This window comes from Amycolatopsis sp. CA-211722, from assembly GCF_056828465.1.
Genome location: NZ_CP184752.1, coordinates 5,445,069 through 5,460,683, shown reverse-complemented (window position 1 = coordinate 5,460,683; position 15,615 = coordinate 5,445,069). Strand labels below are relative to the sequence as shown.

Sequence of the window (15,615 nt, the reverse complement as noted above, 5' to 3'; positions counted from 1 at the left end):
ATCCTAGGCCGCGTCACCGACAAAAGCGCGACTTCTCCAGTTCGGCCAGCAGGAGCCCGCTCCGCGGTTTCGGCGTGAAGTAGGTGGCCTTCCTCGGCATCCGCGACCCGGCCGCGTGCACGGCGAGCACTTCCGCGTACGGGACCGGGGCCAGCAGCAACACCGCGTCCGCGTCTTCGGGCACCGGCACGCCCGGCAGCAACGGGCGCACGTTCGGCCCTTCCGGGTCGACGCCGAGCGCCCCGCGAAGCAGCTCCTGCTCCACCACCGCGTGGTCGCCGCCCGCCCTGCCGAGCGGCACCCGGAACGCCGACCCGCCCGCCAGCACGGTCACCTCACCCGGTTCGGCCGGCGGCCCCGGCGGACCGGGATGGACGTCGAACCCCGCCTCCGTCCAGCGCCGGACCAGGGTGGCCGCGTCGAGACCGGTGCCGGCGAGCACCCGGTGGATGGGCCCGATCCGCAGCCCCGGCCCGCCGGTGACCAGCGCCAGCAACGCGCCGCGACCCGAAGCCGCGGCGGCCGCGACCCGGTGGTTGCCGTCCGCGACCAGCAGGTCCAGGCCGTCCAGGGCCGCCAGCAGTTCGTCCTGGTTCCCGCCGGGACCGACGAGCCACAGTTCGTGCTTGCGCCCCGCGCCGTCCACTGTGGACAGGCTGGGCACCTGTCCCCGGCAGATCCGTTCGATCAGCGCGGTCAGCCCGCGGCCGCCGGTGGCGGGGACCAGCATGGCGGCGCTCGTCGCGACACCGAGCCCGGCCAGCATCGCCGCCCGCTCCGCGACGACGTCCGGATAGACGTCCTCGGTGTGCCGCACCCGGGTCACCCCGTCGTCGCGGACCGCGGCCGGATCGACCAGGCACAGCACGCCCAGCGCGACCCCGTCCGGCCCGTCGATGCGATACGGCGCGACGACGTCGGCGACCGGCCGGTAGTGCCGCTCCCGGATCCGCTCGAACGTAGCCCTGGCCTGCGGCAACGCCGCCTCGATCGAGAGGCCGCCCGCCAGCGCGGCCGACGTCCTCGCCGGATGCTGGACCGCCAGCAGGCTGTCGCCGGGCGCCCCGGCGAGCGCGGCCTCCACCCGGTCCGGGTCGGCGAACTCGTCGACGTCCGGCCCCGGGACGCTGTCGCGGACGGCCCAGCCGCGGCCGATCGGGCGGATCCAGGTGCTCATCCGATCCATTTTGCGGGATGGCTCACGGAAAAAATCGGTCCCATGACCGGGTGTCTCCATGGAATGCTTACCCATGCGAAGTAGTTGACGACGTTCATGAGCCCGAGGAGACCGCCACAGATGACGACCCCGGCCCCGGTCACCACGAAGGAAGGGGTCGGCTTCCGGTCCGAACGCGGCCCCGTCCTGATCGCCGTGATGCTGTGCTCCGGCCTGATCGCGCTGGACTCGACCATCATCGCCACGGCGGTGCCGTCGGTGGTCGCCGATCTGGGCGGGTTCTCGCAGTTCCCGTGGCTGTTCTCGATCTACCTGCTGACCCAGGCGGTCACCGTTCCGCTGTACGGCAAGTTCGCCGACGTCCTCGGCAGGCGGCCGGTGATGTTCTTCGGGATCGCGGCGTTCCTGCTGGGCTCGGTGCTCTGCGGCGCGGCCTGGAGCATGCCGGTGCTGATCGCCGCCCGCGCGGTGCAGGGCATCGGGGCGGGCGCCATCCAGCCGATCGCGCTGACCATGGTCGGCGACATGTACTCCGTCGAGGAACGCGCCAGGGTGCAGGGCTACCTCGCCAGCGTGTGGGCCATCTCGTCGGTGGTCGGGCCGACGCTCGGCGGGGTGTTCGCCGAGTACCTCGACTGGCGCTGGATCTTCTTCATCAACCTGCCGCTCGGCGCGCTGGCGGCGTGGATGCTGTTCCGGAACTTCCGCGAACGCGTCGAGCGCCGCTCGCACCGCATCGACTACCTCGGCGCCACGCTGCTCACCCTCGGCTGCTCGCTGCTGATCCTCGGCCTGCTGGAGGGCGGGGTCGCCTGGGGCTGGGCGTCCGCGCCGAGCCTGGGGATCTTCGGCGGCGCGGTGGTGCTGCTGGTGGCGTTCGTGTTCGTGGAGCGCAAGGCCGACGAGCCGGTGCTGCCGCTGTGGATCTTCACCAAACGGACCCTGATCGGCGGGAACCTGGTCGCCGTCGTCGTCGGCATGCTGCTGATGGGCCTCACCTCGTATCTGCCGACCTTTTCGCAAGGTGTGCTCGGGACGGGCGCGCTCGTCGCCGGATTCGCGCTGGCGGCGCTGACCGTCGGCTGGCCGATCTCGGCGTCGCTGGCCGGCCGGATCTACATGCGGATCGGGTTCCGGGACACCGCGCTGATCGGCAGCGGGATCGTCATCGCGGGGGCGGCGCTCACGGTGTTCCTGACCGCCGGGTCGTCGATCTGGCTGGCGGCCGCGGCCGCGTTCGTCCTCGGCCTGGGGCTGGGCCTGGCGTCGAGCCCGACCTTGATCGCCGTGCAGTCCACGATCGGGTGGGAACGGCGCGGTGTCGTCACCGCGACGAACATGTTCAGCCGCTCGCTGGGCAGCGCCGTGGGCGTGGCGATCTTCGGCGCGATCGCGAACGCCACGCTGGCGAGCCGCTTCGCCAACCCGCCCGCCGGGGTCACCGGGCTGCCGTCCGGGGTCGACGCGACGAGCGTCGTCCTGGAGGGGCACGGCCCGGACACCCCGACGACGACGTTCGTGCGCGGCGCCCTCGCGGACGCCACGCACCACGTCTTCCTGGTGATGCTGGTGGTCGCCGTGCTCAGCGTCGGCGCGCTGCTGCTGATGCCGCGGCGGACCGAAGAGCTGAAGTTCGACTAGTTCTGCAGCGGCACGGCGTGCTCGACGAAGTTCTCGACGAACCGCTCGATCGGCTCCGGCCCGGCCGGGTACAGCACGAACTTGCTCAGCCCGGCGTCGACGTACTCGGCGATCAGGTCGCGGGCGGCGCGCCAGCCGCCCGCGACCAGGCGGGACGGATCCGCGTCGGACCGGGCCGCGACCGAAGCCGCGAGCGCGTCCGGGATCCCGTCCTCCGCGACGATGAGGCTGACGCCGAAATGGTCGGCCTCGATTTCCCGGCCGGCCTCGGCCGCGGCCTCCTGGATCGCCTCCCGGCCGGCACGCGCGTCTTCCGGCGTGAGGAAACTGGCCAGCCAGCCGTCCGCGAGCCTGCCTACTCGTCTAAGCGCGCCTGGCGCCTTCCCGCCGAGCCAAAGGTCGAGCCGCTTGACCGGCGGCATGCCGAGACCCGTGCCCTCGACGCGGAAGAACTCGCCCTCGAAGGTCACCTCTTCCTGTTCGAGCAAGGCCCTGATCAGCCGCAACGACTCGTCGAACACCGCGGCGCGACGGCCCGGCGGCACCGGGAACAACGGCAGTTCCGCGTCGCGCGCGGGCTTCAGCCCGAAGACCGGCAGGACCCGTTTCGGCGCGAGCGCGGCGAGGGAGGCGAGCTGTTTCGCGACCAGGACCGGGTCACGGCCGGGCAGCACCATCACCCCGGTGCCGACCTTCAGTTTCGTGGTGCGGGCGAGCGCGTGTGTCAGCCCGACGACCGGGTCGATCCGCGGCGAGTACACCGCCTCGGGCAGCCAGAGCGAATCGACGCCGGCCCGTTCCAGCAGGTCGACCGCCGCGCCGAACTCCCCTGGCGCCGTCCCGCTCCCCAGCCCGGCACCGATCCTGATCTTCAGATCCTCCGCCACACTCGCTCCTTTCCCGTGCCCCCAGCGTGAACAACCCCGCACAAGCATGGACTCATTCCGCGAATCCCCCGTACATTCCACTGTCGTGCGGGCCGCTCCCGCACGGAATGGGGGATTTTTCGATGGCAGGGCAGGCTCCGCAGAGCTGGACGCGATGCTTCCACCGGGCGCCGTCGGCCGGGATGCGGCTCCTCGCGTTCCCGCACGCGGGTGGCTCGGCGAGCGCGTACCGCTCGTTTTCGGCGGCCCTCTCGCCCGCGATCGAGGTGCACACCGCCCAGTACCCGGGACGGCAGGACCGGATGGGCGAGCCGGTGATCGACGACGTTCACGTCCTGGCCGAGCGCCTGGTGGACGTCGCCGCCGCGCTCCCGCGTCCCTTCGCCCTCTTCGGGCACAGCATGGGCGCGATCGTCGGCTTCGAGGTCGCCCGGCGGCTCGAAGCACGGGGGATCGTCCCGGCGGCGTTGTTCGTCTCGGCCCGCCGCGGCCCCGATATCCAGAAGGAGAAGTCGCACCATCTCGCCGACGACGACACCTTCCTCGCCGAGGTGAGCCGTCTCGGCGGCACGGACCCCACGATCTTCGCCGACCCGGACATCCGCGCGCTCGCGTTGCCCGCGTTGCGCGGCGACTACAAGGCCGTCGAAACCTATCGCTACCGGCCCGGTCCCGACGTGAGCTGCCCGATCGTTGCGCTCGCCGGGAACGCGGACCCGGTCCTGCACCTGCCGGACGTCGAAAACTGGCGTGAACACACCACCGGCTCGTTCGAGACGGAGGTGTTCGAGGGTGGTCACTTCTTCCTCGAAGCCAACCTCGACACCGTCGCCGCGCGCATCCTCGGCAAGCTGACCGTCAGTCCCTGAGACCTTCCCTGCTCGCCCACGCGACGACCTCGGTCCGGTTCGCCAGGCCCAGTTTCGCCAGGATGCTCCGGACGTGGCTTTCCACCGTACGTTCGGAAAGCACCAGCTTCTCGGCGATCCGGCGGTTGCTCAGCGCGTCGGCGAGCAGGGCGACGATCTCGCGTTCCCGGCCGGTGAGCGGGTCGGCGGCGCGGCGCCCGGCGCGGATCCGGTCGAGCAGCGCCGCCGCCCGCGCGAGCGGTCCCGGCAGGCCCAGGCGCCGGAACTCGTCGAGCGCGTCGCGCACGATCCCTTGCGCGCGAACGAGATCACCCCGGGCGACCAGCGTTTCGGCGAGCAGCAACCTCGCCTGTGCGACACCGGGCCGGGCGCCGATGGCTTCGTTGACGGCGATCGTCCGCTCGTACAACCGCACCGCGTCGTCGTGGCGGCCCAGCACGGCGTTGAGGCGGGCCGGCTGCTCAAGGGTCGAACCGGTGCAGAAGACGCCGGCGCCACCGGACACGATCGGCCGCACTTCTTCGAGGCGCCGCAACAGGTATTCCGCCATGGCGGTGTCGTGGAAGGCTTCGACCAGCGGCACCAGATTGGGCAGCGCACCGGTGGTGTGCAAGGCGAATTCCGGGCTCCGCACCAGCGGGACCAGCTGCTCGTACCGGACCCGAGCCTCGTCGAGGTCGCCGTTGATCAGGCTCAGCAACGGACGGGAGACCAAGGTGACCGGCAGATGCGGGGCCCGCTCCAGCAGGCTCGCGTAATCCCCTCGGAGATCGCCGGGATCACCCGTGAGCAGCACGAGCTGGGTGCGGAAGGCGTAGGACATCCCTTTCGCGGAGAAGTCGTCCGCGAGTTCGGTGTCCGCCAGTTCCTCCGCCGCGAGGTCGAGCTCGCGCGCCTCGGCCAGATCTCCGCGCAGCACCAGCACCGAACTGCGCAGCCGCAGGTCGTGCCAGCGGACCAGCGGCAGCCTCGTCAGCCGTGCCAGCGCCGTCACCGCGACGAGCTCGTCGTCGACGAGCGCCATCCGCCCGTCCTCCAGGGCCGCGTCGATCCGCCATTTGTGGCCCCACAAGGAAACCAGCGGTTGCCCGGTCCGCGTCCCCAGCTCGGCCGCCAGCGCTCCGAGCCGGAGCCTTTCGGGTAACGGCAGCTTCTCCGGTGCGACCTTCATCCGGGCGCGGACGGCGTCGACCAGCGCTTCGGGATCAGCTGAATCCTCAGCGAGCGCGAAGGCCTCGTCGGCGAGCTTCCCCGCTTCGGCGAACCGGCCGTAGTCGGCTTCCACCGACGCGCTGTGCGCCAGCAGACGTGCCCGCGTCGTCCGGTCGACGCCGTCCGCGGCGAGTGCGCGGGAGGCCAGCTCCCGGATACCCGGCAGGAGATCCGGTGCCGCGACATCGCGGACCACCAGCGCCGCGCGGGCGAGCAGCCCGGCGTCGGCGGCCTGCCGCGCGTGGTCGAGACTTCGCGCGAACCGGCCGGTCCGGTATTCGGCGACGGCGAGGTCGAGCAGCAGACCGGCACGGTCCACTTCGGACAGTCCAGTCCTGGCGCGGGCGTCCAGCGCGATCGCGAGGAAGCGCGCGGCCTCGTCGAAGGCCAGCGCCCGGTTCGCCTCCACGGCCGCGATCGCCGCCCACTCCGCCGTCTTCTCCGGCGCGGACGCCGAGCGCAGCCAGTGCCCCGCGACGGTCCCGGCGAGCGCCGGATCGCGCCGGGCACGTTCTTCGAGCGTGGCCGCCACGCGACCGTGCAACGCCTCCCGCTCGGTTCGCCCGAGATCCGCGTAGACGCCGTCGCGGACGACTGCGTGGGCGAACCGCCCGTCGCCCAGCACCCCGGCCTTCGCGGCTTGATCGAGCCCGTCCGTCACCGCTCCGGGCGGCAGGCCGGACACCTCCGCGAGAATGGCCGCTTCGACGTCCTCGCCGATCACCGCCGCGATGGCGAGCAGCCGCCGAACCTCCGGCCCGAGCGCCGCCACCGTGGCACGCACGAGATGGCCGAGTTCCGCTCCGCCCGCCGAACGGGCGATCGCGCCGAGGTAGAGCGGGTTCCCGCCGGACCGGCGATACGCCTCGCGTGCTTCCTCCTCCGCCAGCCCGGTGAGGAGTCTCCGGGCTTCGGGCTCGGCCAACGGCGGCAGCGAGACGCTCCGCGCGCCCGGACGGCGCAGGAGATCCGGCAGGGCCGCGTCGAGCGCCGGTGTGTGCCCGGTGTCGCGATACGTCGCGATCACGACCAGCTTCGAACGCCGCAGCTCCCCCGCCAGATGCCGCAGCAGGCGCAAGGACGCCTCGTCCGCCCAGTGCAGATCCTCCAGGACGACGACCAGGCCCGCCGGTTCCGCGGCGGCCACCAGTGCGTCCGACGCGGCGGCGACCAGCCGGAACCGTGCGGCCTGGACGTCGGCCACGCCCTCGGCCTCGGCGAACGCGGCCGTCACGGCCGAATCGACCGACGGCAGCGCCTCGACGACGCGCCGCCACGGCCACAGCGGCGGCGCTCCCGGATCGTCGGCGCACCGGCCCCACACGACCGCGGGCGCCGCGGCCACCGCCTCCTCGACCAGCCTGGTCTTGCCGATCCCTGGCGGCCCCGAGACCAGCACGAGCCCGCCGGAACCCGCGGCGGCGTCCGCGAGCCTGTCGCGCAGACTCGCCAGCTCGGCCACCCGGCCCACGAACGGTTCCCGGTCCACGAAAGGAGTATCGCTCCGTGGACCGATTCCGTACCGCATTGCGTACTGGCACTGATGTCCGGAGGTGGCCGGAAGCGCAGAGTCGGCGTGTCCGACGGAAAGGAAAGCCCATGTACGCCACCGTCCACCAGTTCCGGCGTTCGCACGCCGACGAGTCCGCGGGCTGGGGCCACGCCCTCGCCGCCGAACTCCACCCCGGCACCGGATCGCCCGGGACCTGCACCCTCGCCCAGGTCGGCGGCCTGACCGGGCTCGTCGTCGCGGTGTGGCGCGACCGCGGGTCCGCGCTCGCCGCCGCCGATCGGCGCGCCCCCGGCACCTTCGACGCGCGCGTCTTCGAGGTCTCCGACGTCGAAGGCGGCGCGGCCGAGCCCAGGATCGCGCAGGCGACCTGGTTCGACCGGCCGCTCACCCAGGCCCAGGCCGACGCCGCGCGGTTCGGCGGGCGCGAACGGATCCGGCCCGCGGTCCGGGGACTCGACGGGGTGGGCGGCTTCTACGTCCTCACCGCCGACGACCGGTCCATGCTCGTCCTCGGCTTCACCGGGTCGATCGAGGCGATGGAAGCCGTCCAGAAGGCGATCATGAGCACGGAACTGCTGCCCGGCGAGGATCCCGCGCTGCTGCCGGGCCCGGACCGGATCGACGTCCACCGCGTGCTCCACACGTCCCTGCCCTCGCTCGGCCTGGTGGGTGAGCCGCGGTGACCGCCGGGACGTCCGCGCGCGTCGGCACCTGGACCGTGCTCGCCGAACGGACCTCGGCCACGTTCACCGTCCGGAACTTCGGCTTCCGCGTGGTCCACGGCTCGATCCCGGTCAGCCTGGGTTCGGTGCGGGTCTCCGCGGACGGTGTCACCGCCGTCGAGGCCGCGCTGGACCTCGACGGCATCGACACCGGCAACGCCAAACGCGACGCCGACCTGCGCGAACCGGGTCTGCTGGCGATCGACGCGCATCCCGTGCTGACCTTCGCGGCCGACCTGGTCGAGGGCGGCCCGGACGAGTGGTCGGTCCACGGCTCCCTCGGAGCGAGAGGTGAGTCCTGCCCCCTGACCATGACCGGGACCGGGCCGGTGGACAACGGCGACGGCACCTGGCGGGTGGTCGCCGGCGGCGTCTTCGACCGGCGGGCGATCGGTCTCCGCGCGCCGAGGCTCCTCATCGGCCGGGAGATCACGATCGCGCTCGACGTGGTCCTCGCGCCACCCGCGTGATCAGGCCCAGGCGGAAAGCTCCTTGGCGAGCGCGGACGGCCCGCCGGCGGTGCGCAGCGTCGGCGCGCCGGGCCAGCAGTCCTGGTGGTCGCCGGTGCGGAGGGTTTCGGCGAACCTGGCGACCAGCCGCGGCTGCGACGCCACCGTCCGGCCGCCGAGGTAGGCGACGACGACGTGGTGATCGTCGTCGGAATGCGTCGCCACGGCGGCCGACCAGCCGTGTTCCTCGTGCCACATCAGGTCGACGTCGCGCTCGGGGAAGCCGGGAAGACGCCAGTTGAGCCTCATCCGGGCGGTGACCGGACCGGTGAGGTCGACCGTGGACGCCTCCATCCGTATCCCCAGTGCCGCGGCCACGTCCTCCAGGTAGGCGTTCAGCCTGGTGGTGAGCTCCAGACCTGCTTCCGTGGGCGCGGGGGTCGAGGTGGTCACGGTCCCTCATCTTCCTGTCACTTTGAGTTGGCGTGACGGGAATTACCCACCCCGGAGCGGCTTCACACCCTCATTTCGTCACACCACGGTTTCGGTTCGCTCAAGCCGTGGCTTCGATGACGCGGGTCAGCGCCTTGTGCAGCGCCTCCAGCTCGGAGACCTCCATTCCGAGCTTCTCCACGACGCGGTACGGGATCTTTTCCGCCTCCGCGCGCAAGGCGCGACCGGATTCCGTCAACTCGACCGTCAGCAGCCGCTCGTCCTCGGAGCTGCGCCTGCGCGTGACGTATCCGATCGTCTCCAGGCGCTTGAGCAGCGGTGACAGCGTCGCGGGCTCGGCCCGCAGAGCGACACTCAGGTCCTTGACGGCCTGCGGTCCACGCTCCCACAGCGCCAGCATGACGAGGTACTGCGGATGGGTGAGCCCGTGGGGTTCCAGCAGCGGACGGTAGATGGCGATCACGCTGCGCGACGCGACCGACAGCGCGAAACAGACCTGACGCTCCAGCGCGAGCGGGTCCTCGCCCAGATCGATCGACTTCATCTCCGGCCCCTCCGAGTTCATGCCGCCGATCCTAGCGGCGACGCTAATGTTTAGCGTACTAATCATTAGTGTACTGTGATGGTATCGACGGAAGGAGTCGCCCGATGCCCCGCAAGCGCCCGGACGTGTTCCGCTGGCTGTGGTACTCACTCGGTGGCAGGCTGCCCGAGCGCTACCACGCGTGGATCCTCCACGACGCGACCACGGGAAGCTGGCGCTGGCGGCACGTCGCCCGCAGCACGGTGATGATCGCCCCGCTCTGCGCCGTGTGGCTGCTCCTGCCCGGCCCGCTCACCCTGCGGCTGGCGATCGTGCTGATGGCGGCGCTCGTCGCGTACTTCTACTCGATGGCGTACATGGAGGAGAGCATCGAGCACCGGCTCGCCAAGAACGGCTTCCCGCCGGGTATCGGGCGCCGGACGCGCGCGGAGGCGGACGCGATCGCGGAAGCCGAGGTGACCGAGCGGTACCTGGCGCGGTACCGGGACCAGGCCGGCTCCTGATCCGCTGAGGCACCTTCGCCTCCGCTCCGCCCGGTGTTGCGAAAGCCACTTTCGCAACGTCGAAGGTTGCGAAAGTGGCTTTCGCAACACCGGCACCGCCGTCAAGCGGCTCGATTGCGGGCAATGGCGGCTCGATAGGCCGCGGCGAGCTCCTCGGCCACCCGCTTCGGCTCCGTTCGTAACCGGCTCGGCAAGGTCTGGAGAACGACGATCCCCGCTGCCGCGTACCTGGCGTTTCTCGCCACCGTCGCGGCGTACTGCTGCTTCCCGAAGTGGAAGTCGTACGAATCGATCTCCCAGGCCATACCGGCCAAGGCGAAGTACCCGTCGGCGGTCGCGACGTATTCGCCGTCCTCGTCCCGCAACTCGTGGTTCCACAAGGGTTCCGGCAAGCCGCTCATCCGCCACACCTTCATCGCGTCGACCTCGGCGGCCGAGCGGGCTCCGTCGGCGATCCGATGCAACGCCTCGCGCGGGATCGCGGTGCCGCGACTGCTTCCGGCATCGAGTTCGGCGAACAGCTCCGGCAGGCTCGCGCCCCGCTGCACCGCCTCCGCCAGCAGAGCGGAAACCTCGTGGCGCGAGCCGAGGCGGCGACAGCAGTCGAGTACCGAACGGTCCAGCGGTGCCAGCGGCACTCCATCGACGACGATCGCCTGTGGCAGGCGGGTCGTACGTTCGATGACGACGTGCCCGGCACTGCCGACTTTGTGCTCCAGCGGCACCAAGAGATGAACGAGAAAGGGATGGGCCGGCAAGCTCCGCAGCCCCTGCCTCCGGCAGGAGACTGCTCCTGTCACCACGGCGTCCGGCCCCGCGTACAAGAGCGCGGCATCGATCAGCTGCCGCCGCGTAGGCACCCCGGAACTCAGCAGTACGACACCTGGCAACAGCCGTTGCCACGGCTTCCCGGGACGGCACCGGCGATAGCAGGTCATGGACGGAACGCCCAGTTCCCCGAGTCTGGCAACGGTGATCACACCGCCGCGGCTGTGTCGATAGAGCCCCTCGGGGTCGCGGGCCCAGTCTCCGGTTTCCACCTCTTGATCGTCGGCATCGGTCCGAATGCGCGCCAGCCCTTTCCTCGGGCCTGTGGACAACTCGTCACACCAGCCACACTGTGGATAACCTCGGGATGTTGCGAAAGCCACTTTCGCAACACTGAAGGTTGCGAAAGTGGCTTTCGCAACACCCGGGAGACCAGGCACGCCCAGCGGAAGCCGCCCGCGACCAGGCCAGACGAGCCCTCACGGCTAGAGTGCCCGGTGATGAGACGCAAGCTCCGCCCGCCGCTCCCGCCCCGGCACGGGCTCGACCCCGCGAGGCTCAAGATGCCCGCCGAGGGGCCGTGGACGACGCTGCGCGAGCACCTCGTCGAGCGGCTCCCCCGCGTCGCGCCCGAGCGGATCGAGGAGATGCTCCGGGAGGAGCGCATCGTCGGGCTCGACGGGCCGCTGGACGTCGATTCCCCGTTCGTGCCGGACTCGTTCGTCTGGTTCCATCGCGATCTGCCCGACGAGGTCGAGGTGCCGTTCGAGGTCACCGTCGTACACCGCGACGAGCATTTCCTGATCGCCGACAAACCGCATTTCCTCGCGACGATCCCGCGCGGGCGGCACATCCTGCAGACCGCGCTCGTCCGCCTGCGCCGCGAACTCGACCTACCTCAGCTCAGCCCCGCACACCGGCTCGACCGGGTCACCGCGGGGCTCATCCTCTTCGTGATCACCCCCGAAGCGCGCGGCAAGTACCAGACGATGTTCCGGGATCGCTTGGTACACAAGGAATACGAGGCGATCGCGCGCCACGATCCTGCCGTCGCGATGCCGCGCGAGATCAGCAGCCGCATCGTCAAGGAACGCGGGGTCATCGCCGCGCAGGAGGTCGACGGGCCGCCCAACGCCGAAACGCGAGTCGAGCTCGTCGAGCACCGCGACGGCCTCGGCCGGTATCGCCTGATCCCCGCGACCGGCCGCACCCACCAGCTCAGGCTGCACATGAGCGGTCTCGGGTTGCCGATTCTCGGCGACGACTTCTACCCGGAGCTGACCGAAACCCCGCTCGACGACTTCACGGAACCCTTGCAGCTGCTGGCGAAGGTCCTCGAATTCACCGATCCGGTCACCGGGGAACGCCGCCGGTTCGAGAGCAGGCGGACACTCCAGGCCTGGACGGACCTCGACGCGTGGCGCCGCGGGCCCTTGCCGTGAAGGCCTCCTTACCTACCCTGAGAGTAGTGAAGGAGGCCTTCACGGACTCGGCGCGCGGAGAGCTTACTTCCGCCAGAACTTGATCCCGCTCCACGTCACCTTGACCGGCCCGGCACCACTGGCCGTCCGGTAGGCGCCGAACTTGTCGTAGTAGCTCCCGCCGCTGCTGCTCACGGTCTGTTTCAGCGAACCGTTGATGTACACCTTGTGCGTGCTCCCGACCTGGTGCACGGTGTTGACCCGCACGGACGTCCCGACGGTCGCCCCGCTCCCCAGGGTGTCCCCGCCGTGGACGGCGTAAAGCCGCCCGCCGCGTTCGACCGCGAGCATGAAGTACGGTCCGGCGGTCGGCGCGTCGCGGAAGGTCTGCTTCAGGCTGATCCTGCTGCCCGCCATGCTGGCGATCCGGAACGATCCCTCGAACTGCCGCGTCCCGCCGGTGTAGGTCACGTAGCGCCGTTCCGCCCGCTGATCCCCGCTGCCGGTGGAACAGGTCAGCTCGAAGTTCAGTCCGTCGACGGTGCCACAACCGCGTTCCTGGACCTTGAACGACGGATTCTCCGCCGTCCACGGCCCTGTGCCGACCTGGGCGTTCGCCGGCATCGCCGACGCGATCAGGCCGAGCACGGCCGCCGCGGCCACCCCGGCGGTCCGAAGTCGTCTCCGCATCCTGCCTCCTGCACACTCAGGGCGGCGGTGATGGTCCAGACCAGGACCAGGCTGCGACTGTACGAGCGCGGGGCGTCATCGGACAAGACGTTGACGCCCCGGTGTCCCGCTGATTGGGTAACGACGGTGATCCTCTCCTTGACGGTCCTCGAAGGACTCGCGGCCGGGACGATCGACCTGGCCTTCCGGCGCTGGTCGAAACAGAACGTCCACCCGGGCGACGTGATGCGCCTGGAGGCCGGCGTGATCGAGGTCGTCTCGGTCGAGGTCGTCGATCCCGCCGCCATCTCCGACGCCGACGCCCGCCGGTCCGGCGCGGAGTCGGCGAACGCGGTGCGGGGCACCCTGCGCGGCCCCGCGGACGCCCCGGTGTACCGCGTCCGCCTGCGCCACCTCGGACCCGATCCCCGGCGCGCGCTCGGCGCGGACGCCGAACCGTCCGAAAAGGACATCGAGGAGATCCGCGATCGCTTGTCCAAGATGGACAGACGGCGGCCGTGGACGCACGAGACCCTGCGGCTCATCCGCGACAATCCCGGACGCCGGGCCCAGGATCTCGCCGAGCTTCTCGGCCGGGAGAAGGTGCCACTGAAGGCCGACATCCGAAAGCTCAAGAACCTCGGCCTGACGATCAGCCTCGAAGTCGGCTACCGGATCTCCCCGCGGGGTGCGGCCTACCTGCGCCACACCGAGGGGCTCCGGTAAGGCGCGCCGATCTCCGCGACTCGAACACCCGTTCGACAAACGAGCGGAACGCGGGTACGTTCGGGTGCCATGACACCCGCGCTTCAAGCCTCGCTGTTCGACGAGTGCGCCGCGCTCGGGCTGGGCTCGCTCGACGGGCTCCGGCGCACCGAGCTGACCCGTGGCGCCTGGATCGACGTGCTGCCGGGCTGGCTCTCCGGCGCCGACGAACTCTTCACCCGGCTCGCCGAAGACGTGCCATGGCACGCCGAAAGACGGCAGATGTACGACCGCGTCGTCGCCGTTCCCAGGCTGCTGAGCCACTACCGCGAAGGCATGCCGCTCCCCCACCCGCTCCTCACGGAGGCGAGGGAGGCGCTCTCCGCGCACTACGCGGAGGAGCTCGGCGAGCCGTTCGTGACGTCGGGCCTGTGCTTCTACCGGGACGGTCGCGACAGCGTCGCCTGGCACGGCGACGACACCGGCCGGTCCCGCACCGAGGACACCATGGTGGCGATCGTCTCGGTCGGCGCCGCCCGGCAGCTGGCCCTGCGGCCGCGCGGCGGAGGCGAGACGGTCCGGCACGCCCTCGGCCACGGCGACCTGATCGTCATGGGCGGCAGCTGCCAGCGGACCTGGGAACACGCCGTCCCCAAGACCGCCAAACCGGTCGGGCCGAGGATCAGCATCCAGTTCCGCCCGAGAGGAGTCGCCTGAGGATCAGTCCAGCAGTACAGGCAACGCGTCGACGCCGTAGACGATCGAGACCTTCCGGAAGCCGACCGCGTCCGGTTCGATCGCGAGCCGCATCTCGGGGAACCGGCGTACCAGCGCGGGATACGCGGTGCGCAGTTCCATCCTGGCCAGCTCGGCCCCGATACACCGGTGGATGCCCCAGCCGAAGGCGAGGTGTGACGTCGGCTCGCGGGTCGCGTCGAACTTCTCCATGTCCTCGCCGAGGTCGCCGTCACGGTTCGCGACGCTGAGCGAGACCAGCACGATGTCGCCCTTCGCGATCCGGACGCCCGCGACCTCCATGTCCTCCTTGGCGAACCGCGGGAAGGCCATCTGCACGACGGTCAGGTACCGCAGCAGTTCCTCGACGAACTTGTGGACCGCCTCGTCGTCGCCGCGGACGGTCTCGAACAGCGAGCGGTCCTTGAGCAGCACGAGCGCGCCGAGCGCGATCATGCTCGCCGTGGTCTCCAGCCCGCCGGTGAGCACGCCGTCGGCGAGGCCGGCGAGTTCGCGGTCGTCGATCTCGTCGCCGTGCTCCTTGATGAGCATGCCGAGCAGGCCGTCGCCCGGGCTCTCGCGCTGTTTCTTGACGATCTCGTCCAGATAGGACAGTGATTCGGTCATCGCTCCGAGCGACGCGCCCGCGCCGCCGAAGAGGTCGAACCGGGCGGTGCTCAGCCGCTGGAAATCGTCGCGGTCCTCGTACGGGACGCCCAGCAGTTCGCAGATCGTCAGCGACGGGATCGGCAGCGCGAAGGCCTCCCAGAGGTCGACGGGGCCGTCGGCCTTCGCCATCGCGTCGAGCTGGTCGGCGACGATCTCGTCGATCCGTGGCGCCAGGCGCGACAGCCGCCGCATGGTGAACTCCGGCGTGAGCAGCCGGCGCAGCCGGGTGTGCACCGGCGGATCGGCGAACCCGAGCCCACCGGGGTTCTGGTCCTCGGTCACGCCCGCGTTGCCGACGAGGTTCGTGAAGTCGTTGCTGAACTCGCTCACCTTGCCGAGTACGGCCTTGGCCTCGTCGTAGCCGGTGACGAGCCAGCCGTTCATCCCGAACGGCAGGTCGAGCCTGCTGATCGGCTCCGTCGCGCGGGTCCGGCCCAGCTCGGCCACCGGGTCGAGGCCGTCGCGCTTGAGCGGCAACAGCGCGTTGTCCGGGATGATCGACATCTTGGACAGGTCGAAACCGTTCTTCTGCTGACGCGCGAGGTAGCGCCGGCCGATCCAAGCCAGCACGCGCGAGCGAATGCTCCCCATACCCCGCACCCTACTCCAGCCGTCGACCACCTGACCTGGCACAACAGGTCGCCTTCGCCCGGCAGGGCAGGAATTTCGACGGCTGTT

The 15,615-nt window shown here is 70.8% G+C and carries 16 protein-coding genes; 8 read left to right on the top strand and 8 right to left on the bottom strand.

All coding sequences use genetic code 11. From position 1 onward, the window contains the following. Positions 1-13: 13 nt before the first annotated feature. Positions 14-1,186: a DUF1015 family protein gene (locus ACOCEP_RS26010; RefSeq protein ID WP_482331605.1), complete on the bottom strand. Its 1,173-nt coding sequence runs from the start codon at positions 1,184-1,186 to the stop codon at positions 14-16. Between the two features lie 111 nt (positions 1,187-1,297). On the opposite strand from ACOCEP_RS26010, the gene ACOCEP_RS26005 reads away from it, so the two are divergent. Next, entirely contained in the window at positions 1,298-2,818 is a 1,521-nt protein-coding gene (locus tag ACOCEP_RS26005; RefSeq protein ID WP_482331604.1) for an MDR family MFS transporter, read from the top strand. Here the strand turns inward: ACOCEP_RS26005 and ACOCEP_RS26000 are convergent. Then, positions 2,815-3,705, bottom strand: coding sequence for a TIGR03854 family LLM class F420-dependent oxidoreductase (locus ACOCEP_RS26000; protein ID WP_482331603.1), 891 nt, complete (start codon positions 3,703-3,705; stop codon positions 2,815-2,817). The two genes, ACOCEP_RS26005 and ACOCEP_RS26000, sit on opposite strands and share 4 nt — an antisense overlap. A 122-nt stretch (positions 3,706-3,827) precedes the next feature. Here ACOCEP_RS26000 and ACOCEP_RS25995 point away from each other — a divergent pair, with 122 nt between their 5' ends. Next, positions 3,828-4,574, top strand: a complete 747-nt coding sequence (locus ACOCEP_RS25995; protein WP_482331601.1) for a thioesterase II family protein — start codon at positions 3,828-3,830, stop codon at positions 4,572-4,574. Here ACOCEP_RS25995 and ACOCEP_RS25990 read toward each other — a convergent pair. Next, positions 4,564-7,275, bottom strand: a complete 2,712-nt coding sequence (locus ACOCEP_RS25990; protein ID WP_482331600.1) for an ATP-binding protein — start codon at positions 7,273-7,275, stop codon at positions 4,564-4,566. The two genes, ACOCEP_RS25995 and ACOCEP_RS25990, sit on opposite strands and share 11 nt — an antisense overlap. Positions 7,276-7,385: 110 nt before the next feature. Here ACOCEP_RS25990 and ACOCEP_RS25985 point away from each other — a divergent pair, with 110 nt between their 5' ends. Together ACOCEP_RS25985 and ACOCEP_RS25980 are read left to right on the top strand one after the other, a co-directional pair. Next, positions 7,386-7,982, top strand: a complete 597-nt coding sequence (locus ACOCEP_RS25985; protein WP_482331599.1) for a hypothetical protein — start codon at positions 7,386-7,388, stop codon at positions 7,980-7,982. Then, positions 7,979-8,491 carry a YceI family protein gene (locus ACOCEP_RS25980; protein ID WP_482331598.1) on the top strand — a complete coding sequence of 171 codons (513 nt, stop codon included), beginning with the start codon at positions 7,979-7,981 and terminating at the stop codon, positions 8,489-8,491. Before ACOCEP_RS25985 ends, ACOCEP_RS25980 begins: the two co-directional genes overlap by 4 nt. On the opposite strand, the gene ACOCEP_RS25975 is transcribed toward ACOCEP_RS25980, so the two are convergent. Further along, positions 8,492-8,923, bottom strand: a complete 432-nt coding sequence (locus ACOCEP_RS25975) for a DUF6292 family protein (RefSeq protein ID WP_482331597.1) — start codon at positions 8,921-8,923, stop codon at positions 8,492-8,494. It abuts the gene before it with no gap. A 100-nt stretch (positions 8,924-9,023) separates the two neighbouring features. Further along, entirely contained in the window at positions 9,024-9,467 is a 444-nt protein-coding gene (locus ACOCEP_RS25970) for a MarR family winged helix-turn-helix transcriptional regulator (RefSeq protein WP_073847073.1), read from the bottom strand. A gap of 104 nt (positions 9,468-9,571) precedes the next feature. Between ACOCEP_RS25970 and ACOCEP_RS25965 the strand changes: the two genes are divergently transcribed. Continuing rightward, positions 9,572-9,970 carry a DUF5313 domain-containing protein gene (locus ACOCEP_RS25965; protein ID WP_482331596.1) on the top strand — a complete coding sequence of 133 codons (399 nt, stop codon included), beginning with the start codon at positions 9,572-9,574 and terminating at the stop codon, positions 9,968-9,970. A gap of 101 nt (positions 9,971-10,071) precedes the next feature. Here ACOCEP_RS25965 and ACOCEP_RS25960 read toward each other — a convergent pair whose 3' ends face one another. Next, the gene (locus ACOCEP_RS25960) at positions 10,072-11,010 is read right to left on the bottom strand and encodes a hypothetical protein (RefSeq protein ID WP_482331595.1); all 939 of its coding nucleotides are present in this window, start codon (positions 11,008-11,010) and stop codon (positions 10,072-10,074) included. Between the two features lie 228 nt (positions 11,011-11,238). Between ACOCEP_RS25960 and ACOCEP_RS25955 the strand changes: the two genes are divergently transcribed. Continuing rightward, on the top strand, positions 11,239-12,180 hold the full coding sequence (locus ACOCEP_RS25955) for a pseudouridine synthase (protein WP_482331593.1): 942 nt from the start codon (positions 11,239-11,241) through the stop codon (positions 12,178-12,180). A gap of 63 nt (positions 12,181-12,243) precedes the next feature. On the opposite strand, the gene ACOCEP_RS25950 is transcribed toward ACOCEP_RS25955, so the two are convergent. Continuing rightward, positions 12,244-12,849 carry a hypothetical protein gene (locus tag ACOCEP_RS25950; protein ID WP_482331592.1) on the bottom strand — a complete coding sequence of 202 codons (606 nt, stop codon included), beginning with the start codon at positions 12,847-12,849 and terminating at the stop codon, positions 12,244-12,246. Positions 12,850-12,975: 126 nt separating this feature from the next. Between ACOCEP_RS25950 and ACOCEP_RS25945 the strand changes: the two genes are divergently transcribed. Next, positions 12,976-13,554, top strand: a complete 579-nt coding sequence (locus ACOCEP_RS25945; protein ID WP_482331591.1) for a hypothetical protein — start codon at positions 12,976-12,978, stop codon at positions 13,552-13,554. A gap of 69 nt (positions 13,555-13,623) precedes the next feature. Then, positions 13,624-14,250, top strand: a complete 627-nt coding sequence (locus ACOCEP_RS25940; protein ID WP_482331590.1) for an alpha-ketoglutarate-dependent dioxygenase AlkB — start codon at positions 13,624-13,626, stop codon at positions 14,248-14,250. A gap of 3 nt (positions 14,251-14,253) precedes the next feature. Here the strand turns inward: ACOCEP_RS25940 and ACOCEP_RS25935 are convergent, their stop codons facing one another. Next, positions 14,254-15,528: a cytochrome P450 gene (locus ACOCEP_RS25935; protein ID WP_482331589.1), complete on the bottom strand. Its 1,275-nt coding sequence runs from the start codon at positions 15,526-15,528 to the stop codon at positions 14,254-14,256. Positions 15,529-15,615: the final 87 nt, after the last annotated feature.